Below are 23,317 nucleotides of genomic sequence, written 5' to 3' on the forward strand. Positions count from 1 at the left end.
TCAAAAGGCTGCCCGCCTTCTGGGCGGGCAGGTGAGCCCTTGGCTGGCATGAAAATCTTCCTGCACTTTCCAGGTGAGACGCCTAGAAATTTGGCGGACAATCTGGCGCAAGAGGTGATCCCCGCTGGACTGAACAAGCCCATCAGGAAGCAATGTGATCACTTTGGGAAGGTGAATCCAAACAGAGAGATCAAGATCCCAGCTCACAGCAGTGAGCTCTTCAGGGGAGTCACTTGTGCCGTTGTTCTCAAGACTGAGATTGGCCTGGAAATCAACGTCGTAAAGATCAGCTAAGGCTGGATCTTGATTGCTGAGAGGAACCGTACAGATCGCATAATTACCTGCGTTCTGAGGTAGTAAGCGCAATCCGATTGTTGGTTCTACCTCAAACCCGAAGTTGCCAAATCGTCCGAGAGTGAGGGCATAGGCCTGCTCGTCAATGGACTTGACCTCCATGGGCGCTGCACAACGTCGAAACCAGCCTTCGTGCCGATCGAGGTAGGCCCCAACGGTTTGAAAGTCGGCACGCATTTCCATGCGATCGCGAAATTGACTGCGGTAGCAGCGAACTTGACGGCTATCGCTATCGCGCAATGTCTCGGTTGAGGATCTCGTCAAGAGCAGCACGTGTGCAGGTCCCCGGTTGGAGAAGTCTCCATGATGAACCAATGTAAAGGGATCTGGGGATCAGTTTTCGCTCAGGGCGATCAGTCTCTGGATGACATGCTCCACAACCCGATCTGGGGTGGAGGCCCCGGAGGTGATCCCTACGGTTATGGGTCCACTGGGCAGGAATAACTCTTCCACTGTGAGTTCTTCTCCAAGGGGCTTGTGCTCAATCGAGTTGTCCGAGTGGATTCGCTCTGGAGTGTCGATGTGGAAGGAACGGATCCCGCGGGTGACGGCGATTTCTTGCAGATGGGTGGTGTTGGAGGAGTTGTATCCCCCAATCACCACCATGAGATCAACCGTTTCGTCAACGAGCGAGAACATGGCATCCTGCCGCTCCTGGGTGGCATCGCAGATGGTATTGAACGCTAAAAAATGCTCGTTGAGTTCGGTTGGCCCGTATTTGCTGAGCATGGTGCGCTCAAACAAACGGCCAATTTCTTCGGTCTCACTTTTGAGCATGGTGGTTTGGTTGGCCACACCCAAATGTTCGAGATCACGATCGGGGTCAAACCCTGGGGAGCAGGCCTTGGAGAACCGTTCCATAAACGATTCTCGATTGCCGTTGCCGAGAATGTATTCAGCGACAAGCCTGGCTTCTTCAAGATCGAGAACGACGAGATACGTTCCTGCAAATGAACTTGTTGCAAGCGTTTCTTCGTGTTTCACCTTGCCGTGAATGATCGACGTGAACGATTGCTTCTTGTGCTTCTCAACGGTTGTCCACACCTTTGAAACCCAAGGACAGGTGGTGTCAACAATGTGACAGCCACGCTCATTGAGAAGTTGCATCTCTTGAACGGTGGCACCAAAAGCGGGAAGGATCACCACATCGCCCGATGCCACACCAGAAAAGTCTTTAACTCCACCCTCCACGGAGATGAACAACACATCCATTTCGCGTAGGTGGTCATTCACTGAGGGGTTATGGATAATTTCGTTGGTAATCCAGATGCGTTCTTGCGGGTAGTGACGTCGAGTTTCGTAAGCCATGGCGACAGCCCTTTCCACTCCCCAGCAGAATCCAAACGCTTCGGCGAGGCGTACCTGGAGTCGGCCATGGGTTAGGCCATAGCCGTTGTCACGGATCGAACCAATCAGGCTGCTTTGGTAAGCCTGTTCCAAACTGCCAGCCACCTCTTCGGCTCGACCGAAGCCTCGCCGGTTGTAGCGATCGGAGTGATGCAGCGAGCGTTTGAAGGCGTGAGTATCCATATCTGTAACGGCAGTGGTTTGACTCTATGGGCTGTCTGGCACTAGCGACTGATCGCAGATGCCAATAAAAAACCCTGTCCCAGGATGGGACAGGGTGAACTGCAGATCAAATGCTGCGAATGAAACGAGTTATCGGCCTGATGACACGAAATCTGGATAGGCCTCCATGCCGTGCTCACCAATGTCCAGGCCTTCAGCTTCTTCCTTCTCGGTGACTCGGATGCCTCCGAACAAACCACCGATCACAGACCAAGCAATCCAGCAGGTCACGATCGTCCAAATGGCATAGGCAGCACAACCCAGTGCTTGGATTCCGAGCTGGCTGATGCCACCTCCGACGAGCAAGCCGAGTGGTGAGCCATCCCCCTGGATGTCAAAACCCCAAAGACCAACCACCAAGGTTCCCCAGACGCCACAGACGCCATGGACTGAGAAGGCTCCGACAGGATCATCGATGCCTGATGCGTCAAGAGCTGAGACGGCAAAGACGACGATGATGCCGCCAATCAGACCAGCAACCCAGGAGCCAACAAAGGTGAGGTTGCCGCATCCTGCAGTGATGCTGACCAGGCCGGCAAGGATGCCGTTGATGATCATGGTCAAATCAGGTTTCCCCGATGTCATGGTTGAGATCACGGTGGCTCCGATCGCACCGCCAGCTGCCGCCAATGTTGTGGTTACAGCGACGTAAGGAACCCACTGATCCATTGCGAGCTGAGATCCAGGGTTGAATCCATACCAGCCAATCCACAGAATCAGTGCACCAAGAGTGGCAATGGCCATGTTGTGGCCAGGGATCGCCTGAGGCTTGCCATCAATGAATTTGCCAATACGTGGGCCGAGGAGCATGGCCCCAACGAGTCCAGCCCAGGCTCCAACGGAGTGAACAATGGATGATCCAGCAAAATCGATGAATTCTGTGTCACCAACAGAATTCAGCCATCCGCCATTCCATTCCCAACTGCCTGCAACGGGATAGATGAAAGCGGTGAGAACGAGTGAGAACACCACAAACTCACCAAATTTCACGCGCTCTGCCACGAGGCCTGAAACGATCGTTGCTGCAGTTCCGGCAAAAGCAGCCTGAAACAAGAAGTCAACACTTGGAACGAGTCCAGCTTCCGAGATGAGTTCGGGCGTAACAGCCGGATCGAAAAACAACCCGTTGAAATAGAGCCAGCCTGCGGCTATGGCATCGCCATACATCAACGAATAGCCAACAAACCAATAAGCGGTTACAGCAAGGGCGAAGACGAAGAGATTTTTAGCAAGAATATTGACTGCATTTTTTTGGCGGCACATTCCGGCTTCCACCATGGCGAAACCGGCGTTCATGAAAATCACCAGGATCGTCGCGACCAGTAGCCAAAGATTGTTGGCTAAAAACGCTGCGTTGAGTTCCGGCATCTCTGCGGCATGAGCCGAGAGGTTGAAAAGGCCAAGCCCGAACAGGGCAAGTGGCACGCAGCCAAGCCACAAGAGCGAGCGATTGGTTTTAAATCCGCGGATGCTTTGAAGGAGGAGCATCGGGCCCTCCAGAAGACTGGCCTCCTGGAGGCGAGATTTGCGCCGCATGTTGGGCGACTCGTAAGCAGTTGTCATAGAAGAAAGCAGGACTGCAAGAGAGCAGGACTGCAAGAGAGCAGGAGCAAGTGTCCATTTCACTCACCAAAATTGCTCGCTTGCGAACACTTTTCAAGTCGTTGTTGCTACCGAATGGGCGTTTCGCAACGTTTTGCGTTTTTTACTGACGGGGATGAACCGGCTGGAGGCCCTCCCAGTTGATCCGATCTTCGTCAAAACTGAAGCGGCAAGGCAGCACTTCCACCCCTGCTGCCATGGCCAACCTGAACAGATCTCCATAGCGGGGATCTGCGCTGTCTCCGGGCGCAAAAGCATTGACATCAGGACGGCTCAGGCAGGGAACTAAGACACCTCGTGCCTCAGGAATGAGTGCCGTGAGCTCCTCCAGGTGCTTTTGGCCCCGTTCCGTCACCGTGTCCGGGAAGAGTGCAACGTCGCCGTGACTCCAGGTGGTGTTTTTGACTTCGACATAAATGGGGCGTTGATCGTCTGCGCTGTCGTCTGGGGTGATTAATAAGTCAATGCGACTTCTGCGATTGAGGCCATAGGGGACCTCGGCACGGATGGTCTTGATCGGGCCGAGCTGGTCTTTAAGTTCACCGGCTTCAATCAGGGCCCGAATCAGTTTGTTCGGCAAAGCGGTATTGATGCCAGCCCAGCACAGCGTTCCGTCGCTGCTTGGGACCTCAGCCTGTTCCCATGTCCAAGCCAACTTGCGCTTCGGGGAAGGGGCATAACGGACCCGGACTCTCCCACCTGGATGGAGCACGCCTTTCATGGGCCCAGTGTTGGCGCAGTGGACGGTGACGATCTGTCCATCGCTGAGCTCCACATCAGCCAGAAAGCGTTTGTAGCGCTTGAGGAGCACTCCTTCGCTGAGTGCAGGAAATTGCAGGATCGACGTGCCGGTCATGGCTGCTGGCTGAATCAGGCCATCGTGGACTGGCACAGGGTTGAGAATGCTGGCTCAGAAGGGCTGTTAACAAACGACGAATGGCGAGATCTCTGAAGCGCATTGCCTTGGTCGTCACCTACGGCACGTTGTTGAGCAAAGTTGGCGGTTTAGTGCGTCAGTTGGTGATTGCGGCAGCCTTCGGGGTGGGTGCCGCTTATGACGCTTACAACTACGCCTATGTGCTTCCTGGATTCCTATTGATTCTTCTGGGAGGGATCAACGGGCCATTCCATAGCGCCATGGTGAGCGTGCTCAGCCGCCGTCCCAGGGAGGAGGGGGCGCATATTTTGGCCACCTTGAACACGATGGTCAGCGCTCTGCTGCTGGTGGTAACGATCGTTCTCGTGCTGGCAGCTGATCCTCTGATTACGTTGGTTGGCCCTGGTCTCAGTCCGGAGTTGCATCGCATTGCTGCAGTGCAACTGCAAGTGATGGCTCCGATGGCTTTGTTGGCTGGTCTGATCGGCCTTGGCTTTGGATCGCTCAATGCTGCTGATGAGTTCTGGATCCCGGCGATTTCGCCGTTGATGTCCAGCCTTGCGCTCATCGTGGGCATCGGTTTGCTCTGGTGGCAGGCGGGCTCTGCGATCTCAACGCCCGCTCTCGCGCTTTGGGGAGGGGTGGTATTGGCGTTATCCACCCTGGTGGGGGCATTTCTGCAATGGCTTCTGCAGCTGCCTGCCCTGATGAAGCAGGGACTGGTTCAGTTACGTCTCGCCTGGGATTGGCGCCATCCCGGTGTTCAGGAGGTTTGGCAGGTGATGGGCCCGGCCACCCTGTCGTCGGGAATGCTGCAGATCAATGTGTTCACCGATTTGTTTTTCGCATCGGGGTTGCTTGGAGCGGCGGCTGGGCTTGGTTACGCCAATTTGTTGGTTCAGACGCCGCTGGGGTTGATTTCAAACGCGTTGTTGGTGCCTCTGTTGCCAACCTTTTCCCGTCTGACGGCTCCGCAAGATCGCCCAGAGCTGATCGCTCGAATCCGTCAGGGCTTGATGTTGTCGACGGCGTCGATGCTTCCCCTTGGCGCCTTATTCCTGGCCCTTGCCACTCCCATTGTGGCGCTGGTGTACGAACGGGGTGCCTTCAATCAAGGTGCGGTGGAGCTCGTAACGGGCTTGTTGATGGCCTATGGACTTGGCATGCCGGCCTATCTCGGCAGAGATGTGTTGGTGCGCGTGTTTTACGCCCTGGGCGACGGCACAACACCCTTTCGTCTTTCGGTCATTGGCATTGGTCTCAATGTCGTGTTCGACTGGGCCCTCGTGGGTGGTCCAACGCCATGGGGGCCTCAACTTCCCTTCAATTTTGGTGCAGCGGGTTTGGTGCTGGCCACCGTGTTGATCAATGTGCTCACCTGCGTCGCCCTTTTGTTGGCCCTGCAGCATCGGCTGCAAGTGTTGCCGTTAAAACAGTGGGGCCTTGATGGTTTGCGCCTCATGGTTGCAGCCGTAGGCGCTGGAATCGTGGCCTGGGGATTGAGCCAAGGAGTGCGTTGGCCTGTTGATCTTGTGGGACGCCTCCTGCAGGTTGGCCTTTCGGGATCACTGGGCGGTCTGGTGTTTATGGCGCTGGGTCAAGCTTTCGATGTCCAAGAGGTTCGCGAGATCAGTCAAGGCCTGACACGTCGCTTTATTCGTCGCTGAGACGGACCTCTCGGTCTTCCCGCACCTGGATCGGTAATTCGAGGTGTTGACGACCGACCAGCTGGGGCCCTTGCACAGAAAGAATGCGCGCTTCAATTCCAAAGTCGCGAAAGGCGGTTTCCATTTCCTGGATGAGAGCTTTCTCAACTTGGGCTTCGGGATCGACAACCTTCCCGATCAAGCGTTCGCCGAGGCGGCCGATCCGTTGCCGGACCACATCGCGGGCGTTGGTGACCTCGATGATCAGCACGGCAGAGTCCAACAACGTTTCAACCTTATCGGCAGTGTCCTTCGAGAATCTCCTCGAGGTCCGAAAGTTGAGAGGACGGCAACAGACGCGCCATCGGTAATCGCGCACTTCCTCCCCCAATCGGTACTTGAACAGCCTCCAAAGCTTGTCGAGCGGCCACAACCGCGCCTTGATCGAGCAGCGCGCTGCATTCAATCGCAAGGGCTTCGGCTAAGCCGGCATCTCCCAAATACAAATGCCATCCAGCCACCTGGATGTAAAGACGGTCCGCCAGCGTGGAGGTGAGGGCGCGTAGATCAGCTGTGTCCAGAGTCATCGTTGTGGAGTCGGAGCGGCTGACTCCATGCTGACTCCATGCTGACTCCATGCTGACTCAGCTTTCGTCCATGTCTGCGTCTTTCCCAGGGCGCAGACGGATCACGACCAGCAGGTGAACAATCAACACCCCCAGCCAAGCTTCACTCCACAGGTCGAGATGGCTCCAGGGGTGGCGCATCTCTTGCACAAACCAAAGGCCGCTATTCACAGCGGCAAATCCCCCGGCGTGGAGGCAGAAATTCACCACCCTGTTGAAATGCCTGTAGGTGGCATTGTTCGGATCGGCGGGTCCGTACCAGCGGAGCGGCATGGGATGAACCTCCTAACTCCGTTGATTTTGACGTGTTGATGCCGGTTGGTTGACGAAGGGTGCCTTGATACGGTCAGATGGTGACTTCCAAGCGCTTGTAGCTCAGCGGATTAGAGCATCTGACTACGGATCAGAGGGTCGGGAGTTCGAATCTCTCCAGGCGCGTTTCTGAAAACTGCCTACAAGGCAGTTTTTTTTTGAAGATTCGTGAGTGCAATGGGCCTGTTCCCTACGATTCATGCATTGATGTTTGAAACGCATGACAGACCGCTCAGCAGCCCCGATTAATGCATCTTTGAAGGCTGCAGACCCTGCCATTGCTGGTTTGATCGATCAAGAGCAGATGCGTCAGGAGACGCACCTTGAGTTGATTGCATCGGAGAACTTCACCTCCAAGGCGGTGATGGAAGCTCAGGGTTCTGTTCTGACGAATAAATACGCCGAGGGGCTGCCCCACAAGCGTTACTACGGCGGCTGCGAGCACGTGGATGCCATCGAAGAATTGGCCATCACTAGGGCGAAGCAACTTTTCGATGCGGCTTGGGCGAATGTTCAGCCCCACAGTGGCGCTCAGGCGAACTTCGCTGTGTTTCTTGCCCTGCTTCAGCCCGGTGACACGATTCTTGGAATGGATCTCAGCCATGGGGGGCACCTCACCCATGGCTCACCGGTGAATGTCAGCGGCAAGTGGTTCAACGTGGTCCAGTACGGCGTTGATCGACAGACTCAGCGCCTTGATATGGAGGCCATTCGCCAGCTGGCTCTGGAGCACAAGCCCAAGCTGATTATTTGTGGTTACTCGGCCTACCCGCGCTCGATCGACTTTGCTGCCTTCCGCAGCATTGCGGACGAAGTGGGTGCGTACCTGTTGGCAGACATGGCCCATATCGCCGGCCTCGTGGCTGCTGGGGTGCATGCCAGTCCAGTCCCTCACTGTGATGTTGTCACCACCACCACGCACAAAACCCTGCGCGGCCCCCGTGGTGGCTTGATCCTTTGTCGCGATGCAGAGTTCGCACGCCGATTTGATAAAGCGGTGTTTCCAGGGTCGCAAGGTGGACCGCTTGAGCACGTGATTGCAGCCAAGGCTGTGGCTTTCGGCGAAGCGTTGCAGCCCGACTTCAAGGCTTACAGCCATCAGGTTGTTGCCAATGCTCAGGCCCTTGCGGCGCGTCTTCAGGAGCGAAAGATTGACGTGGTGAGTGGGGGTACGGATAACCATGTGGTGCTTCTGGATCTGCGCAGCATCGGGATGACCGGCAAGGTGGCTGATCTTTTGGTGAGTGATGTGCACATCACGGCCAACAAGAACACGGTTCCCTTTGATCCTGAGTCGCCCTTCGTGACAAGTGGATTGCGTTTGGGAACGGCTGCTCTCACCACCCGTGGATTCGACGAGCAGGCCTTCCACGAGGTTGCAGATGTGATCGCTGATCGCCTTCTGAACCCTGCGGATGATGCCATTCAGGCGCGTTGTTTGGAGCGAGTCAGTGACCTCTGCAAGCGGTTTCCGCTGTATGCCCCTGCTTTGGAACCGGCTCTCGCTTGAGAGCCTTAATAGACGTGTCCCTCAGCTTGTTTCTGCCTAAACTTAATTTCTAAAAGATCCTGTTTGGTGTCCTTGCGCCGGAGTTTTTTGTGACGTTCGCGAGTACTCCTCTCGCAGTCGCTTCGGCGAGTCTGGTGGTTGCGGCCATCATTACAACGTTGCTCGTCCCCCTGGTGCGTGGGTTGGGTTTGAGATTAGGTCTCACGGATCAGCCAGATTCCCGCAAACAGCACACCACTCCCATGGTGCGATTGGGGGGCATCGCCCTGGTTCTTGGTTTTTGTTTGTCCCTTGGGGTGACGTGGTGGATGGGCGGTTTTGGCATGTTGGCTCCGGCCCGTGACCAGCTCATCTGGACCACACTTGCCGGTTCTCTTTGCTTTTTCGTGATCGGTCTTGCAGACGATCTTTTTGCCCTATCTCCTTGGCCGCGCTTGGCTGGTCAAGTTGCGGTTTCGGTGGTTGTTTGGTCCCAGGGCGTGCGGATTGGAGCGATTGATCTGCCCTGGTTAGCCAGCAGCTCTGAAGCCTTGCTGCTTCCTGATCTGCTCAGCTTGGTTGCCACGGTGATTTGGCTGGTGGGCATCACCAATGCGATCAACTGGCTGGATGGCCTTGATGGTTTGGCCGCAGGTGTTGGTGGAATCGCAGCAGTTGGCTTGGTGTCAGTTAGTTTTTCGCTCCATCAGTCAGCGGCTGCTTTTCTTGCTGCAGCCTTAGCTGGAAGTTGTCTTGGTTTCCTCCGCCACAACTTCAATCCAGCTCGCATCTTTATGGGTGATGGCGGATCGTATTTTTTGGGGTTCACCCTGGCCGCCGTGAGCATTGTTGGTCCGGCAAAAGGGCTGACAACGGTGAGCTTGTTGCTGCCGTTGTTGATTCTTTCTTTGCCTTTAGCCGACATGTCGGCTGTGATTATGGGGCGTCTCAGCGATGGTCACTCCCCCTTCTATCCAGATCGGCGCCATCTCCATCACCGCCTTCTTCGTGCTGGCTTTAGCCATCGCCGCACGGTTGTTTTGATCTACGTGTTCACGCAGTGGTTGGCGTCGTTGGCCATGGTGGTGGCCAACGTGGAAATGCGTTTTCTTTGGCTCGGTCTGGCTACGGCCATCCTTGTTGCCACGGTTGTGACTATCAATCGTCAGCGTCATCTCGAAGCGGCGATTGACCCTTCAAGCCTGGAATCTCCAGCTTCTGACCGCCATGGCTGATCGCTCGGAGCGTTCTGGTGTTGAGATTCTCTGTGTTGGAACGGAGCTACTGCTTGGCAACATCCTCAACGGCAATGCCCGTTGGCTGTCTGAGGAGCTTGCTTGCCTTGGCCTCCCTCATTTTCGCCAAACCGTTGTGGGCGACAACCGCGATCGCCTGATTGCCCAGGTTCAGGAGATATCGCAACGCGCCAGCGTGTTGATCGTTACCGGTGGGCTTGGACCAACCCCGGACGATCTCACCACGGAGGCGATTGCAGCTGCGTTTTCTGTCCCTTTGGAAGAGCGAGCAGACGTTTGGTCTGACATACAAAAGAAGGCCCAAAGCCGTGGTCGCAGCCCTGGCCCTGAAACCCGTCGTCAGGCGCTTTTGCCCGTAGGGGCTGAGGTTTTATCGAATCCAACCGGAACTGCCCCCGGCATGATCTGGACCCCGGTGCCTGGATTCACAGTGCTCACGTTTCCTGGAGTGCCCAGTGAGATGAAAGCGATGTGGCACGCTACGGCCGCGCCCTGGTTCCGGTCGTCCGGGCTCTCCAAAGGTGTGTTTGTGAGTCGTGTCCTTCATTTCTGGGGAATTGGCGAATCCACGTTGGCCGAACAGCTGGCCGATCTATTGGAGGGAGTGAATCCCACCGTTGCTCCCTATGCCGGTTGCGGAGAGGTGAAGCTGCGGATTACGGCCAGCGCTGATGAGCCTTCGAAGGCTTGGCTGCTGGTGGATCAAACCGAGCAGGCGTTGCGCCAGCGCACGGGCAACCTTTGCTTTGGCGTGGATCAAGAGTCGCTTGCTTCTGTTGTTTTGAAACGGCTGGGGCAGGCAGGCCAAACCTTGTCTGTGGCGGAATCCTGCACGGGTGGGGGTTTAGGTGCTGAGCTCACAGCGGTGCCTGGTGCATCTTCCGTGATGCTTGGCGGGGTGATCTCCTATGCCAATGGCATCAAGCGAGATCTGTTGTCCGTGCCTGAAGAACTGCTCGAGCAGCACGGTGCCGTGAGTGCGCCAGTGGCCGAGGCGATGGCGCTGGGTGTACGTCGTCTCACTGGATCGGACTGGGCGCTTTCGATCACTGGAATCGCCGGTCCTGATGGCGGAACACTGGAAAAGCCCGTTGGGTTGGTGTTTGTTGGTGTCGCTGGTCCCGATGGATGCAGCAGTGAGATGTTGCGCTTGGGTCCTACCCGCGGTCGGGAGTGGATCCGGACCGTCAGCGCTGGTGAGGTTTTGAATTGTCTGCGCTTGCGCTTGCTGGCCCTCTCTTAGGAGGAGGGTGAGAAGAAAGAATGTTGTAAGGCGAGTTCAAGTGGATTGGATTGAACTTCGTTTGCCTCTAGGGTTTTGAGCGAATTGTCGAGTGGGAATGAGCAGCGGAACCCTGTACGACAAAGTTTGGGATCTTCATCGCGTTGCCGAACTCTCTGGTGGCTCCACCCAGCTGTTGATTGGGTTGCATCTGATCCATGAAGTGACGAGCCCTCAGGCTTTTGTTGCCCTTGAAGACAAGGGGTTGAAGGTGCGTTGTCCGGAGCGAACGGTGGCGACCGTGGATCACATCGTTCCCACCACCAATCAGTCCAGGCCGTTTGCTGATCCGTTGGCGGAGCAGATGCTCAGCACCCTGGAGCGCAACTGCAGCAAGCATGGAATCGTGCTCAATGGGATTGGCAGTGGTCGTCAAGGAATCGTGCATGTAATTGCGCCGGAGCTGGGATTGACGCAGCCCGGCATGACAGTGGCCTGCGGGGACTCGCACACGTCAACACACGGTGCCTTTGGGGCGATCGCCTTTGGTATCGGCACGTCTCAGGTTCGTGATGTGCTGGCAAGTCAAAGCTTGGCGATGAACAAACTCAAGGTCCGTCGCCTTTGGGTTGACAATCAGCTGAGCCCTGGGGTGTTTGCCAAAGACTTGATCCTGCATGTGATTCGTTCGCTTGGGGTTAAGGCTGGGGTTGGCCATGCCTATGAGTTCGCTGGACCGGCAATCGATGCTCTTTCGATGGAGGAGCGGATGACCCTTTGCAACATGGCGATTGAGGGGGGCGCACGCTGCGGCTACGTCAATCCCGACCAGACAACCTTTGACTACTTGGAGGGCCGTCCTTCCGCACCGAGTGGTGAAGCCTGGCATCGGGCGACGCATTGGTGGCGTTCCCTGGCCTCGAATGCCGATGCCGTCTTTGACGACGAGCTGCGCTTTGATGCAGCAACGATTGCCCCAACGGTGACCTGGGGGATTACCCCCGGACAGGGGATCGGCGTGGATGAGCAGGTTCCAATGCCTGAGCAACTGGATCCTGCCGATCGACCGATCGCGGAAGAGGCTTACCGCTACATGGATTTAACGCCTGGTCAGGCCATTGCCGGAGTGCCGGTGGATGTCTGCTTTATCGGCAGTTGTACCAATGGTCGCCTGAGTGATCTCAAGGCGGCGGCCGCTGTGGCACGGGGGAGGCAAGTGGCCGCTGGGATCAAGGCCTTTGTGGTTCCGGGCTCAGAGCAGGTGGCTCGTGCTGCTGAGGCTGAAGGCCTAGACCAAGTGTTTCGCGATGCGGGATTTGAGTGGCGTGAGCCTGGCTGCTCGATGTGCCTCGCGATGAATCCTGACCGTCTTGAGGGGCGTCAGATCAGTGCGAGCTCCAGTAACCGCAACTTCAAGGGGCGCCAGGGATCGGCTAGCGGCCGCACGTTGCTGATGAGCCCTGCCATGGTTGCGGCCGCTGCGGTGACCGGTCATGTCAGCGATGTTCGCTTGCTCGGAACCTGATCTTCGGCTGGTGTGGCAAGGTCCCGCGCTATTTCAGTGTTTTGGTTGCAGTTTTATTCCTTTTGATCCTTCATGACTCAGACCCACGATTTTCCCCAAGGCCTGATTACCAAGATTGAAGGCCGCGCCCTTGTCTTGCGGGGTGATGACATCGATACCGACCGGATTATTCCGGCTCGATTCCTGAAATGCGTGAGTTTTGAAGCGCTCGGCGCTCAGGTCTTCGCTGATGACCGAAAGGAGCTTGAAGGAGGTCATCCCTTTGACCTTCCTGCGCATCAGGGCGCCTCGATTTTGGTGGTGAATGACAACTTCGGTTGTGGCTCCAGTCGTGAGCATGCGCCTCAAGCCTTAATGCGTTGGGGGATCCGTGCGCTGGTTGGGGTCAGTTTTGCGGAAATTTTTTATGGCAATTGTTTGGCATTAGGAATCCCTTGTGCCAAGGCCAGTCAGGACCAGGTGCGCGCTTTGCAAGATGCAATCGCCCAAGACCCTTCCACAACCTGGACGTTCGACCTGGAGACCTCGAGTTGCAGCAGTGATCTGGGGCATTGGTCGATGGAAGTGGATCCAGGCCCGCGCGACATGCTCCTTTCAGGCCGTTGGGATGCAACGGGGCAGCTTTTGTCTCGGGATGCGGAGCTACAGAGCACGCTCGATCGGCTTCCTTACTTGAACGGGTTCTGCACGGATACGGCAGGCACTTGATTTAGTGTCTATGAAGGAAGAAGCGGCATCGACGTTATGACAACCCTTCTTAAGCGCATCTGGTTTGCTTTTGGCTCGATGGCCCTGTTGCTGGGCCCTACGGCTGTTGAGGCAGGCTCGGTGACAGCGATTGCGGTTGAGCCTTTCGGTACCCCGCTTGAACGTTTGCTTGAGAGTGGTGCTTGTCAGGGATGTGATCTCCGCGATGCGGATCTACGCGGCCGACATTTGATCGGGGCTGATTTGCGTGATGCTGATTTGCGCGGGGCAAAGCTCACCGGGGTGAATCTTGAAGGTGCCGATTTGAGTGGTGCCAGGTTTGATGGTGCCCGCTTGCAGGGGGCGATGCTGAGCAATGCCGATCTCTCAGGCACTGATCTGCGCCAAGCCGACTTACGAGATTCGGTTGTGATCAATGCGTATGCGCCTGGAGTGCAAACCGAGGGAATGCAGTTTGCAGGTTCGGATCTCACAGGAAGTCATTTGATTTATGGCGGTGGTCCTGATGACGAAGCCACAGCTTTTTAGAAAGAGGTTTTAGAAGGGGCGGTTATTGAGCTCGTTCGAGGGGTTGTAAGGGACGAAGGGCACTCCAGTGCCTATGAAATTGAAGTCATTGAGGCGGAATCGGAATCCACCAATGCCTTGATAGGGGTTGAAGTAGAAGCCAAAGTCGTAGGAGCGCCGCTGCCAGCGCAGTTCAATATTGGAATTGATCACATCGCCATAAAATTCTGAAGCGGGATCAATATTTAAGCCTATGCCTGCATTAATAATCAAAGGCCCTGCAATCTGTTGTGTCACACCAAGTCCCAAGGTCCCGAGGTCAATGGCTTGGTCAAAACTGAACGGACTCGAACCTTGTTTAAGTGTTCCCCCTCCAGTGATAGACAGCCGGGTGTAATCAAGGAAAGGTTTGCTAAAAGTGCCTAAGGTAAGAGTGGGCCCACCACTGAGGCTGATCGTGGTTTGACGTTTACCATCTCCGTAAGCGGCTAAGAGTGTGTTGATGTTGGTGTTAAACGTTAAGCCTGGATCGATGGCAATGGGAGAATAGCGATAGGCAGCTTGAGGCGTTAATGCCGCATGGTTGCCACGCCAAATTGAATAACTGCTGTTTAAAGAACCGTAAAAGTTTGCTCGCCATAAATCTGTGAGATTTTCGCTTTCAAATTGATCGGCTTGATAGTTTCCAGCTCCGATACGCCAGATGTAGTTGTTGGAAATCTTGCCAACATTGAAACCTCCTCTTTGTTCGAGGAAGCTGCCGAATGCGGAATAGACATCAGTTTCTCCTAATGATCCGTTGTAGGCCTTGTAGCGATAAGCGGAAAAGAGCCTGGCCTTGACGTCACCGAGCAAGGGAAGATCAATGGTTTTTTTCAGTTCACCCCAGAAGCGACTTCCATTGGCGAAGTTGTCAGGATTAAAGGTGCTGATATCAGCATTGCCTTCTGCTGTCCATCCCCAGAGCTCACTGGTTAATTCAGCCTCTAGGCCAAATAAATCGCCGGCTGTTGTGGGTTGATTGGCCTTATCTCTGTCGATTGAACTGCCTGGCTTGACGTAACTTTTAGTTGTGCCATCAACCGCTCGTTGCAAAAGAAGTTGAGGTTGGAGGCTCAACAGAGTTTTTGGATTGAGTTCAATTGGTCTGAGTGTTCTGCCGACAAAGAATCCGTCTCTGTCATCATTATCGATTTCGAAGACCCACCGATTTTCAACTTCCTCTTCTTTTGTGATCCTCTGGGTGCGGCTCACAGGAATAGGTAGACGCTCCTCCACAATCAGTTGATTGCGAGAACTTTTGATCAAAATGTCGCCGTTGGGCTGCTCCCTCGCAACAACATTTTCCGTGTCGATTCTGGTTTGTGCAGGTGTGAAGGGATCATTCGTGAACCCCATGCGATCCGCTGTCCATCCTTCAGGTGTGAGCGAAACCTGGGCTGCTTGGATGCGCCAGCGGCTGATTTGGCCATCAATCAGTTGCGCTTTTCCGTAAGAAGGAAGTTGCTCAGGTCGAACCAAACCATATTTTAATTGTTCTTCTATGTTTCTATTTGAGAGCCCCTTAATCGCATCATTGCTGCCTACGCGACTCTCGATTGTGAATCGTTGTTGGAGCTGGATGCTGCTAATTCTTTGATCGATCATGGCGATCGCTTGTTCGCGCAGCAATTCCTGTTCGGCTGGGGACATCGCTGAGAAGCGAGATTGGGCCAGTGGTTGAACGGGCTGGGCTGCTTGCTTTCCGCCTGTGCCGAGTGTGATTTCCTCGAGCTTTTCGTTCAGGGTGAGCAGGGGCTGGCGGCTGGCGCGATCAGGATCTGGGCAGCCCAAGGGAGGTGGAACCTCGGCTATTTGGGTTGGAATGGGATCTTCCCCCCAGCGGTAGCGCAATCCGAGGAGGTAGGCATTGCTTCCTTCGTTGACGCCGCTGTAGGTGCCGAATGCGCCGGAGCGATGGTGAATCCTTCCTACAAATGAAAGCTGATCAGAGACGGAGGCTTCGAGCTCGAAGGCCAAATAGTTCAGCAGCTGGGTGTAGTTCTCGCGATAGGTGCGTTCGTAGTTGCTGGCCGAGGAGTTGAAACTGACTCCTTCCACAAGCCCAAAGCTCAGCCAAGGCTGCAGCCAGAGTCTTGCCCCAAGCCCAAGGATGGCTTCTCCGAACTGTTGCTCTGGCGTGTCGGCATTGGGAACAGCCTGGTTGAAGGGGCCTCCAGGTTGTTTAAACGCCTGATGGCCGAATAGATCGGCCTCCAATTCGATAGCAAAAGGTCCGGCGCGCCAAATCCGCTTTTGCATGCTGACCCCCAGGAGATACTCCTCCCGCATTCGCCCGTTGAACACGAACGTGTCTCCAAAATTTGAATCAATCATTTGGCCGCCCCACGCGGTCACCGCCCAAGGGTGGGGGTGCCAGTCCGGGATCGGCGGAAGCGGCACCGGACAGGCCATGCCTGAGCCCGATGAGGTTGATGTGCTGAGGTTTGCTGCGGGTTCCGGAACGTCCCAGGTGGGCGTTGGCTCGAGCTCTCTCTCCCAGATGCTGTCTCCACTTGGCTGATCACTGATCTGCCCAGCAGTTCTGCCGCCCAACTCCATGTCAAGAGCGGTTGGGAAGCCAAGGCCTGAGCTCTCGAGGACAGGAAGGGTCTTCTTGGACGGTGGTTTGACAGCCTGCGGTGAGGATTGGAAGCCTGCGGACAGCTCATCTAGCTCAAGGACGCCGTAGACGTCTTTAAGCTCTCCGCTGTTTTGAATCAGGCTGTAGCGGAACGTGCTCGCTTGGAAATACTGCGATCCACGGCGTAAGCGCACACTGCCGCGGGCGTAAAGGGTGTTGAAGTTGCTGTCAAATTCGACGCGATCGGCTTGAAGCAAACCACCTCGAAGCTTGGCGCGAACGTTGCCTTCGGCTACAAAAACTCCCCGACGATTATCAAATGATTGTCGATCAGCCTTGAGGTTGATCGCTTCTGGAGGTTTGGGAGATTCTGCAAAGGGCTGAACCTCAAGTGCTGAAGGTTCCTTAGCAGCATCGATCTCTTCAGCTAAGGCGTTCACACTCTGAGAGTGGACGGGAACTCCCGTCAGCGCAGCGGCAACAGCCAGTGATCCTGCGATCCTGGTGATGGGGCTAAACGCTGGCAAAAGAAAGCAGCAGTGGCCGGTGATCCTGCCATGTGCAAAGGCTTTTTAACGCGAGCTCTAACCAGTGCTCGGCGTGACCCTGTTATCTAGGACTCAATCTTCGAGATCTTTCCGGCTGGGTGTGCGGCTTGGGTCGCTGGCAAGGAAGCCAAAGACAAAGATGCCGAGAAAGAAAAAGACGACGGAATAAACCGAAATCTTGAGGGCAAGCATGGCAACCGACCGGCGTCTGAAATTTAATCGCCATCCTATGGCGGAATGATGAAATATCACGATGGAGAAGCCTCTGCAAGCCCCGGGATCGGGGTGGATTGAAACGTTTCGATGTCGGAGTCGCGTTGATCTGCACCCTGGGTGGTGGCGACGGGGCGATCAGGAACGGCGACCGGTACTGGCAGATCCCTGGGGGCGTCACCACCGTCCCGATTGGGCTGAGCGCGGACTTTTGATTTGGCCGCGAGGTGGCAATTGGTTGCACCTCGAGCAGACCCTGGTCTGTCCCACGCCCTGGATGCAGGCCAGCGCGTCCTGCGAGCGACTGGTGCTCAGCTGGTGGGCGGATGCAGTGCGCCTGCGCATTGATGGGGTCCTGGTGCATGAGGGGGACCTTTTCGATACCCGCTGCCGATGGCTCCTTCCTGAGGATTGGAGGGACCGTGCGGGCCTGCGGATCCAGCTGGATTTGCGCAGCCCTTGTCATGACGATGGGGCTCTCATTCACAGCGCTCTCGTCCAGGAACCTCTGATCGCAGACTGCGACTCGGATCGGGCGTTGCTTCCTGAAGCCTTGGAACTCTCCTGGGCAAGAGGAGAGTCGCTTCCGGATGCTGTGTTGTCTTGCGACCCGATGGCATCAGAGGCCATTGCCTTGGTCGATCGCCACTTGGCGGCTTGCCCTAAGCCAGTGGGTGCGGTGCATTGGCTGGGCCATGCCCATCTCGATCTCGCCTGGCTTTGGCCCGTGGCTGACACCTGGCAAGCGGCAGAACGCACCTTCCGTTCTGCTCTCGATCTGATGGAGCGTTATCCGGAGCTGCACTTTGCGCACTCCACCCCGGCTCTCTATGCCTGGGTGGAACGCCATCGACCGGCCTTGCATGCGCGAATTCAGCAGGCCAGTCGTGAAGGTCGCTGGGAGCCGATTAATGGCCCTTGGGTCGAAACCGATTGTGTTCTGGTGAGTACGGCATCCCTGTCGCGTCAGTTCAGTCTTGGACAGGAGGACAGCCAAAGGCGTTTCCCGGAATGGCGGCATGACTTGGCTTGGCTGCCAGACAGTTTTGGGTTCGCGGCCGGACTTCCTGCTGTGGCGGTTGCCAACGGAGTGCGCTGGTTCTGCACACACAAACTGGCTTGGAATGCCACCAACCGCTTCCCCCATCGTTTGTTTCGCTGGCGCAGCCGCGGAGGCGCGGAGGTTTTGGCGCTGATGCTGCCGGGAATCGGCACCGATGGCGATCCGGTAGCGATCGCAAAAGAGCAGCGTGATTTTCAATCTGCCACTGGGGTGGAGCAGGCGATCTGGCTCCCAGGGGTTGGCGATCATGGCGGCGGTCCCACTGCCGAGATGCTGGAACAGCTAAGGCTTTGGGAAGGACAGCCGCAGGCTGTGACACAGCAGCCCGGAACGCTGCGCTCCTATCTCGATCAATTGGAGCCTTGCTGCTCCACCTTGCCGGTCTGGCGCGATGAGCTTTATCTCGAGCTGCATCGGGGGTGCGCGACCAGTCGACCTGATCAGAAACGTCACAATCGCAGTTTGGAACGGCTTCTCCGAGAGGCTGAGCTTGCTGCTGCGTTGCTTGGCCCTCGGGCGAAGGCTCTCGAGCCCAGCCACGAGCAGGCCAGCGATTGGCGACCTCTGCTGTTCCAACAATTTCATGACATCCTTCCGGGCACATCGATTCCGGAGGTGTTTGAGCAGGCTGAACCGATCTGGTGTGATGCTCGCCGCCGTGCGGCCCGCTGTCGAGATCAGTTGTTAGGTCATCTACTCGCGTCCAACCATGAGGGGTGGGCGTCAGATCCCTATCGCTCCCATTGGACCTGGTGCGGCTTACAGCCCCTTGCGCACTGGTCACCGTTGCTGCGCTTGCCTCGAGGGCATTGGTCCAGCGGTGGGCAGATCCTTCCTCAGCAGGCGGCCCCTTCAGGCGGTGTTTGGGTGCAACTTCCTTGTAGCGAAGGCGTTTGCGCGCTGCCGCTGCAGCGCAGCCTTGAGCCACTGGGGTCGGCCTTGCCCGTTCGTCATCCCGTGAATGTGGAGGTTTTGTCGTCAGGAGTGTGGAGGCTGAGCAATGGGCTGGTGTCTGCGGATGTGAGCGCCCATGGACTGGTTCAGCTGCGCGACGGGAATGGGGTGCCACAGCTCAGCGAACCCATGCGATTGCTGCGTTTCTCCGATCGAGGGGAGTTCTGGGACGCTTGGGATCTTGCCGCTGATTACCGCCAACATCCGCTGCCGATGGCTGCAAGCTGGTCGGCAGAATTGGTGGAGTCGGGCCCTCTGGCCGCACGGATTGTGCTGCGCACGGTTGCTGGATTGAGCAAGGTGCGTTTGGACCTCATGCTGCAGGCCGATTCGCCCTGGCTCGAGGCCCAGCTCAGCGTCCATTGGCAGCAGACCCATGAATTGCTGAGGTTGGAATTGCCGTTGAAGAGCCCTGCTGTGCGTTGGGCTGCCGATACGAGTGGTGGAGTGATCGAGCGACCAGCAGAAGCGATTACTCCTTTTGAACAAGAGCGTTGGGAATTGCCTGTGATTTCATGGCTGGCTGCCGAAGCAGAAGCTCCCGGGGGTGGGATGGCTGTCTTGCTGGATGGTCCTCAGGGTGTCGATGCCAGCGCCAACCACCTGGGAGTGTCCCTGCTTCGAGGCCCAACCTGGCCAGACCCTTCAGCCGATCACGGATGGCACAGGCATCGGTTGGCCTTCATGCCAGCCCTGCTCGGTTGGAACCGCAGTGGTGTAGCCCAGGCGGCGATTCGATTCAGGGAGCCAGGATGGATGGGTCCTCGTGGGCTGGATCAGCCTTGGCAAGGGCTTCCCGCCTTGCCCATCGGTCTGGTGCCGATTTCAATCCGATCAGCGCAGGGTGACGGGCTCAGCGATAACGCGGTTAAAATTGAGTTGCTTAATCCCGGACCAGCTCGTCAGCGTTGGCTGCCTGGGAGCGATTGGAGGCTGAGCTGCGCCAAGTCCAACTCCCGAAGGACCTTCTGGGAGGTGCACCCTGGCGAGCTCATCACATTGGTCTTGGAGAGCGTTCAATCCTCGTGATCATCGAACGGATCGTCGAGGTTTTTGGATGGAGGGCCAAAGGCTGTGTACACCCCCAATCCTGTTAACCCAAGCAGGGCTGCCAGCACGGCAATCGCCACTGACATGGCCGGGGACGAACTTTCCATCACAACTCTCCACAGGATCGACGCCTTTACGGGTCGGAGCCCCTACAGTATCGAGACTTAATTCCACCCGAGACTTCAGCGCTGCCATGGCTCAACGCACTCGTCTGGGCGATTTGCTCCGCCCCCTGAATTCGGAATACGGCAAGGTTGTCCCTGGCTGGGGAACGACACCGGTAATGGGCATTTTTATGGCCCTGTTCCTTGTGTTCCTGCTGATCATTCTTCAGCTGTACAACAAGTCACTGATCCTTGAAGGAATCAATGTCAACTGGAATGGCTTAGGTCTCGGCTGACATCAGGTCATGAATGTTTTCGGCATTGGACTGCCAGAGATGGCCGTCATCGCGGCGGTCGCTCTCTTGGTGTTTGGACCTAAACGGCTCCCTGAGTTCGGCCGTACCCTTGGAAAAACACTGAAGGGGTTTCAGTCGGCTTCCAAGGAATTTGAACGCGAAATTAATAAGGCTATGGCTGAACCTGAACCCGTAGCGGATCAGGACAAAGCTTTAGAAGCATCAGCTGAAACTGTTGTCTCTCCAGTGGTTGCGCCAAAATCAGAGCCAACATCCCCTTCCGATTGAGTCGATGAATCGCGGTGATCTCCGCTTAGTGGTGGGGTTGGGGAACCCAGGCAACCGCTACGCCAACACACGACATAACGTTGGCTTCATGGTCTTGGAACGTCTGGCTTCTCGGGAGGGTGGCGGCTTCCGTTCCATTCCCAAGCTCCAAGGTCAGCTTGCTGATCTGGGTGCTGGGGACAAGCGATTGCGGTTGTTGATGCCCCAAACCTTCATGAACGACAGCGGGCGCTCGATTCGGTCTGCATTGGATTGGTTTGGGTTTGAGCTGCATCAGCTCTTGGTCCTCGTCGACGATATGGATCTGCCGCTTGGACGTTTACGTTTGCGGGCCCGCGGGTCTGCTGGTGGCCATAACGGCCTTAAAAGCACCATTCAGCATCTCGGCACGCAGGATTTTGCGCGTCTGCGGATTGGAATCGGTGCACCCGGACAAAATCCCAGTGAGCGCAAGGCACGAACGGTGTCGCACGTGCTGGGAAGTTTCAGTCGTGATGAGGAGCTCCTTCTCGACAAGGTTCTGTTGGAGGTCGTTGATGGTTTGGAGAGGATTCAGCGGCAAGGTCTCGATCTGGCAGGGAATCACATCAATGGGCTTCAGCTGGCTCCCACCAGCACTGAGGCGTGATGGCAGCGCTACCCGTTACTACCGCCCATCTGCGGGTTCAACGCCAGAGTTTTGCGGATCAATGTTTGGAAGGAGACGTCCGGGCCGGAGGCTTCAATTGGCAGTTCAGCTGGTTTTTTGATCGTGGTGAGCTGAGTGTGGAGCCCTCTCTGGGGCGAGCTTTGATTCAAGACGCGCTCCTGCGTTTTCTTGTGAAATCTGACTATGACCTTGAGCCGGGAGGGGACTACACCTTCACGGTGAGGGCCCGGTTTTGAGGGGATCGGGACCTGGCCATTGCAAAGGCCGATCTAAATAATCTTCGAGGATCACGAGTGCGGCGATGGCGTCGAGATCGCCATATGGGATGCGCAGGCCCGCAGGAAGCAAGCGTTTCCAGCCCCGTGAAGGCCATAACTGCCAGTAACGCTCTCGGGCTCGCAGGGTGGTCCCGGTTTCGTCCACGACGCGGACCTTCAGGCTTGAGGGAAGTTGTTGTTGCCAGATCGTGCTGCTGGTGCCATCACCGATCACCAGCTCATCAATCTGAGCTGACGTCCCCTGAGCCTCCTCCATCCAGGCGCGAAGCTGCTCAAGGACCTCAGTGCTGGGGATCACCCTGCCTTGAAGCACGGTGTTCGTGGCGGTGTCTGCTAGCAGCAACCCACATTTGCTTCGACCGGGATCCAGGGCTACGACGCGTTTCATTGGCTGAGGCGCAACTGAATGGCGATCGGATCTGCCGTTTCGCTGCGCCGTAAAGCGACCGCTTCCAGCGCAGTGAGTCCTCCGTTGCGGTCGATCAGCTCTTGGCCAAGCGCATTGATGGCACTGCCATCAAATTGCAGGCCCTTGCTGAGAGAACCGCGTCTTTGCACCTCGGCCAAGGTGGAGGCAAGGAGAAGGTTCAGTCGGTTGCGTACGGCTTCTGGGTCACGTTCATTGCTCGCGAGGGTGGTGCGGGCTAACACCTCACCCTCCCTGGTTACCGTGACATTGGGGCGCACTTCAGGGAAGGCGTACACAACGGTTTCGCCAAGGAGCACATTGGCTGCTGAGCGGATGTTCACAACCCAGGTTCCAGGTTTGCGAATCGTTTGCTCCAAGCGCTGGATATCGGGTCGAGGAACCAGCAGGAGCTGGCGCTCAACCGGTTGGCCAGGAAGCACTTTTTGATAGGCCTGAAGATTGGCGTCTCGCAGTAGCTGATCAATGACCGCTTTTGCCTGATCGGGGCGTTCGAGCTTCAGGGTCGCGGTGGCAAGTGGCTGACCGCTGCTAATGGCGACGTTTCCGCGCCGCAGCGCTAAGAGAGAGTCTTCCAGTTGATTGAGTTCCTTCTCGCCACTACGAATTTGCGAGCGCACGGCCGAGAGTTCCTGCTCGGTGCGTTGGATCTCAACATCTTTCGCATCCACGTCTTGGCTCAATCGCTGCCGCTCCTCTTCTAAGGATCGGGTTTGTTCCTGGAGGGGCTTGAGGGTGCGACGCAGTTCTGCCGCTCGCTGTTGGGCCGTTGTGAGCTCTTTGCCGGCTTGCTTCTGAGCGCGTTTGCTTGTTTTGAGGTCGGCGCGACTGCTCCGCAATTTGGATTCGAGAGCATTGAGTTCAAACAGGCCGACCCTCAGCTGCCGACTCACCAACAGCAAGAGTCCAAGGGAAAGCGCACTAATCAGGCTGCCCGTTAACACCGTAATCACCACTGCCGTGCGCTTCGGACGCAGTCCAAGCAAGCTCAGCCGAGCTTTCCCTACGCGAGAGCCAAGGCGGTCTCCCAGAGTGGAGAGCACGCCTCCAAGCACAAGCAAAGCGAGAAGTAGAAACCAACCGGTCACGGAGAATGAAGGATCAGAGTTCGGACGTGAGCTCCATCTTCAC

Annotated in this window: 24 protein-coding genes and 1 tRNA gene; 13 read left to right on the plus strand and 12 right to left on the minus strand. The window is 56.4% G+C overall.

Annotated features, from left to right (window positions below; all coding sequences use genetic code 11):
• The 4 genes from SynPROS91_RS01435 to sfsA form a co-directional block, all read right to left on the minus strand.
• Complete coding sequence (locus SynPROS91_RS01435; RefSeq protein ID WP_186517795.1) at positions 1–627, minus strand: DUF1997 domain-containing protein; 627 nt, start codon at positions 625–627, stop codon at positions 1–3.
• Positions 628–687: 60 nt separating this feature from the next.
• Positions 688–1,884: a 4-hydroxy-3-methylbut-2-enyl diphosphate reductase gene (locus SynPROS91_RS01440; protein ID WP_186517797.1), complete on the minus strand. Its 1,197-nt coding sequence runs from the start codon at positions 1,882–1,884 to the stop codon at positions 688–690.
• 129 nt (positions 1,885–2,013) lie between these two features.
• The gene (locus SynPROS91_RS01445; RefSeq protein WP_186517799.1) at positions 2,014–3,486 is read right to left on the minus strand and encodes an ammonium transporter; all 1,473 of its coding nucleotides are present in this window, start codon (positions 3,484–3,486) and stop codon (positions 2,014–2,016) included.
• A 142-nt stretch (positions 3,487–3,628) separates the two neighbouring features.
• Positions 3,629–4,381 (minus strand): DNA/RNA nuclease SfsA, encoded by a 753-nt coding sequence (sfsA, locus tag SynPROS91_RS01450; protein ID WP_186517801.1) that lies wholly within the window; start codon positions 4,379–4,381, stop codon positions 3,629–3,631.
• Between the two features lie 80 nt (positions 4,382–4,461).
• On the opposite strand from sfsA, the gene murJ reads away from it, so the two are divergent.
• Positions 4,462–6,069: a murein biosynthesis integral membrane protein MurJ gene (murJ, locus tag SynPROS91_RS01455; RefSeq protein WP_186517803.1), complete on the plus strand. Its 1,608-nt coding sequence runs from the start codon at positions 4,462–4,464 to the stop codon at positions 6,067–6,069.
• On the opposite strand, the gene SynPROS91_RS01460 is transcribed toward murJ, so the two are convergent.
• From SynPROS91_RS01460 to SynPROS91_RS01470, 3 genes are read right to left on the minus strand one after another with little or no spacing between them, the layout of a single operon-like run.
• On the minus strand, positions 6,056–6,319 hold the full coding sequence (locus SynPROS91_RS01460) for a hypothetical protein (RefSeq protein ID WP_041426851.1): 264 nt from the start codon (positions 6,317–6,319) through the stop codon (positions 6,056–6,058). The genes murJ and SynPROS91_RS01460 overlap by 14 nt on opposite strands.
• 25 nt (positions 6,320–6,344) lie before the next feature.
• Positions 6,345–6,635: a DUF3181 family protein gene (locus SynPROS91_RS01465; RefSeq protein ID WP_186519293.1), complete on the minus strand. Its 291-nt coding sequence runs from the start codon at positions 6,633–6,635 to the stop codon at positions 6,345–6,347.
• 57 nt (positions 6,636–6,692) lie between these two features.
• Entirely contained in the window at positions 6,693–6,947 is a 255-nt protein-coding gene (locus tag SynPROS91_RS01470; RefSeq protein ID WP_186517805.1) for a hypothetical protein, read from the minus strand.
• Positions 6,948–7,038: 91 nt separating this feature from the next.
• On the opposite strand from SynPROS91_RS01470, the gene SynPROS91_RS01475 reads away from it, so the two are divergent.
• From SynPROS91_RS01475 to SynPROS91_RS01505, 7 genes are all read left to right on the plus strand, one after another.
• Positions 7,039–7,112: transfer RNA gene (locus SynPROS91_RS01475), tRNA-Arg, on the plus strand.
• Between the two features lie 94 nt (positions 7,113–7,206).
• Positions 7,207–8,496 carry a serine hydroxymethyltransferase gene (gene glyA, locus SynPROS91_RS01480; RefSeq protein ID WP_186517807.1) on the plus strand — a complete coding sequence of 430 codons (1,290 nt, stop codon included), beginning with the start codon at positions 7,207–7,209 and terminating at the stop codon, positions 8,494–8,496.
• An 89-nt stretch (positions 8,497–8,585) separates the two neighbouring features.
• Positions 8,586–9,710, plus strand: a complete 1,125-nt coding sequence (locus SynPROS91_RS01485; RefSeq protein ID WP_186517809.1) for a glycosyltransferase family 4 protein — start codon at positions 8,586–8,588, stop codon at positions 9,708–9,710.
• Positions 9,703–10,974, plus strand: coding sequence for a competence/damage-inducible protein A (locus SynPROS91_RS01490; RefSeq protein WP_186517811.1), 1,272 nt, complete (start codon positions 9,703–9,705; stop codon positions 10,972–10,974). Before SynPROS91_RS01485 ends, SynPROS91_RS01490 begins: the two co-directional genes overlap by 8 nt.
• Before the next feature lie 97 nt (positions 10,975–11,071).
• Positions 11,072–12,478: a 3-isopropylmalate dehydratase large subunit gene (gene leuC, locus SynPROS91_RS01495; protein WP_186517812.1), complete on the plus strand. Its 1,407-nt coding sequence runs from the start codon at positions 11,072–11,074 to the stop codon at positions 12,476–12,478.
• 72 nt (positions 12,479–12,550) lie between these two features.
• Positions 12,551–13,186 carry a 3-isopropylmalate dehydratase small subunit 2 gene (locus tag SynPROS91_RS01500; RefSeq protein ID WP_186517814.1) on the plus strand — a complete coding sequence of 212 codons (636 nt, stop codon included), beginning with the start codon at positions 12,551–12,553 and terminating at the stop codon, positions 13,184–13,186.
• A gap of 36 nt (positions 13,187–13,222) precedes the next feature.
• Positions 13,223–13,714, plus strand: a complete 492-nt coding sequence (locus SynPROS91_RS01505; RefSeq protein WP_186517816.1) for a pentapeptide repeat-containing protein — start codon at positions 13,223–13,225, stop codon at positions 13,712–13,714.
• 9 nt (positions 13,715–13,723) lie between these two features.
• Here SynPROS91_RS01505 and SynPROS91_RS01510 read toward each other — a convergent pair whose 3' ends face one another.
• Entirely contained in the window at positions 13,724–16,843 is a 3,120-nt protein-coding gene (locus tag SynPROS91_RS01510; protein ID WP_186517818.1) for a DUF3769 domain-containing protein, read from the minus strand.
• A gap of 93 nt (positions 16,844–16,936) precedes the next feature.
• Positions 16,937–17,056 (minus strand): photosystem II reaction center protein I, encoded by a 120-nt coding sequence (locus tag SynPROS91_RS01515; RefSeq protein ID WP_006042333.1) that lies wholly within the window; start codon positions 17,054–17,056, stop codon positions 16,937–16,939.
• Positions 17,057–17,117: 61 nt separating this feature from the next.
• On the opposite strand from SynPROS91_RS01515, the gene SynPROS91_RS01520 reads away from it, so the two are divergent.
• A complete protein-coding gene (locus SynPROS91_RS01520) occupies positions 17,118–20,123 on the plus strand; it encodes an alpha-mannosidase (protein ID WP_186517820.1) in 3,006 nt (1,001 codons plus the stop codon).
• Here the strand turns inward: SynPROS91_RS01520 and psbN are convergent.
• Entirely contained in the window at positions 20,111–20,251 is a 141-nt protein-coding gene (psbN, locus tag SynPROS91_RS01525; RefSeq protein ID WP_006853681.1) for a photosystem II reaction center protein PsbN, read from the minus strand. The genes SynPROS91_RS01520 and psbN overlap by 13 nt on opposite strands.
• Before the next feature lie 86 nt (positions 20,252–20,337).
• On the opposite strand from psbN, the gene psbH reads away from it, so the two are divergent.
• The 4 genes from psbH to SynPROS91_RS01545 are packed head-to-tail and all read left to right on the plus strand — an operon-like array spanning position 20,338 to position 21,717.
• Positions 20,338–20,544 carry a photosystem II reaction center phosphoprotein PsbH gene (psbH, locus tag SynPROS91_RS01530; protein WP_006853680.1) on the plus strand — a complete coding sequence of 69 codons (207 nt, stop codon included), beginning with the start codon at positions 20,338–20,340 and terminating at the stop codon, positions 20,542–20,544.
• A 9-nt stretch (positions 20,545–20,553) separates the two neighbouring features.
• A complete protein-coding gene (locus SynPROS91_RS01535; RefSeq protein ID WP_186517822.1) occupies positions 20,554–20,832 on the plus strand; it encodes a TatA/E family twin arginine-targeting protein translocase in 279 nt (92 codons plus the stop codon).
• Between the two features lie 4 nt (positions 20,833–20,836).
• On the plus strand, positions 20,837–21,460 hold the full coding sequence (pth, locus tag SynPROS91_RS01540; protein ID WP_186517823.1) for an aminoacyl-tRNA hydrolase: 624 nt from the start codon (positions 20,837–20,839) through the stop codon (positions 21,458–21,460).
• Positions 21,460–21,717, plus strand: coding sequence for a DUF3146 family protein (locus SynPROS91_RS01545; protein WP_186517825.1), 258 nt, complete (start codon positions 21,460–21,462; stop codon positions 21,715–21,717). The genes pth and SynPROS91_RS01545 overlap by 1 nt, the downstream gene beginning before the upstream one ends.
• Here the strand turns inward: SynPROS91_RS01545 and SynPROS91_RS01550 are convergent.
• Positions 21,695–22,147, minus strand: coding sequence for a Holliday junction resolvase RuvX (locus tag SynPROS91_RS01550; protein WP_186517827.1), 453 nt, complete (start codon positions 22,145–22,147; stop codon positions 21,695–21,697). The genes SynPROS91_RS01545 and SynPROS91_RS01550 overlap by 23 nt on opposite strands.
• On the minus strand, positions 22,144–23,274 hold the full coding sequence (locus SynPROS91_RS01555) for a DUF3084 domain-containing protein (RefSeq protein WP_186517828.1): 1,131 nt from the start codon (positions 23,272–23,274) through the stop codon (positions 22,144–22,146). The genes SynPROS91_RS01550 and SynPROS91_RS01555 overlap by 4 nt, the downstream gene beginning before the upstream one ends.
• Positions 23,275–23,317 lie beyond the last annotated feature (43 nt).

This window comes from Synechococcus sp. PROS-9-1 (genome assembly GCF_014279775.1).
Lineage (GTDB): Bacteria > Cyanobacteriota > Cyanobacteriia > PCC-6307 > Cyanobiaceae > Synechococcus_C.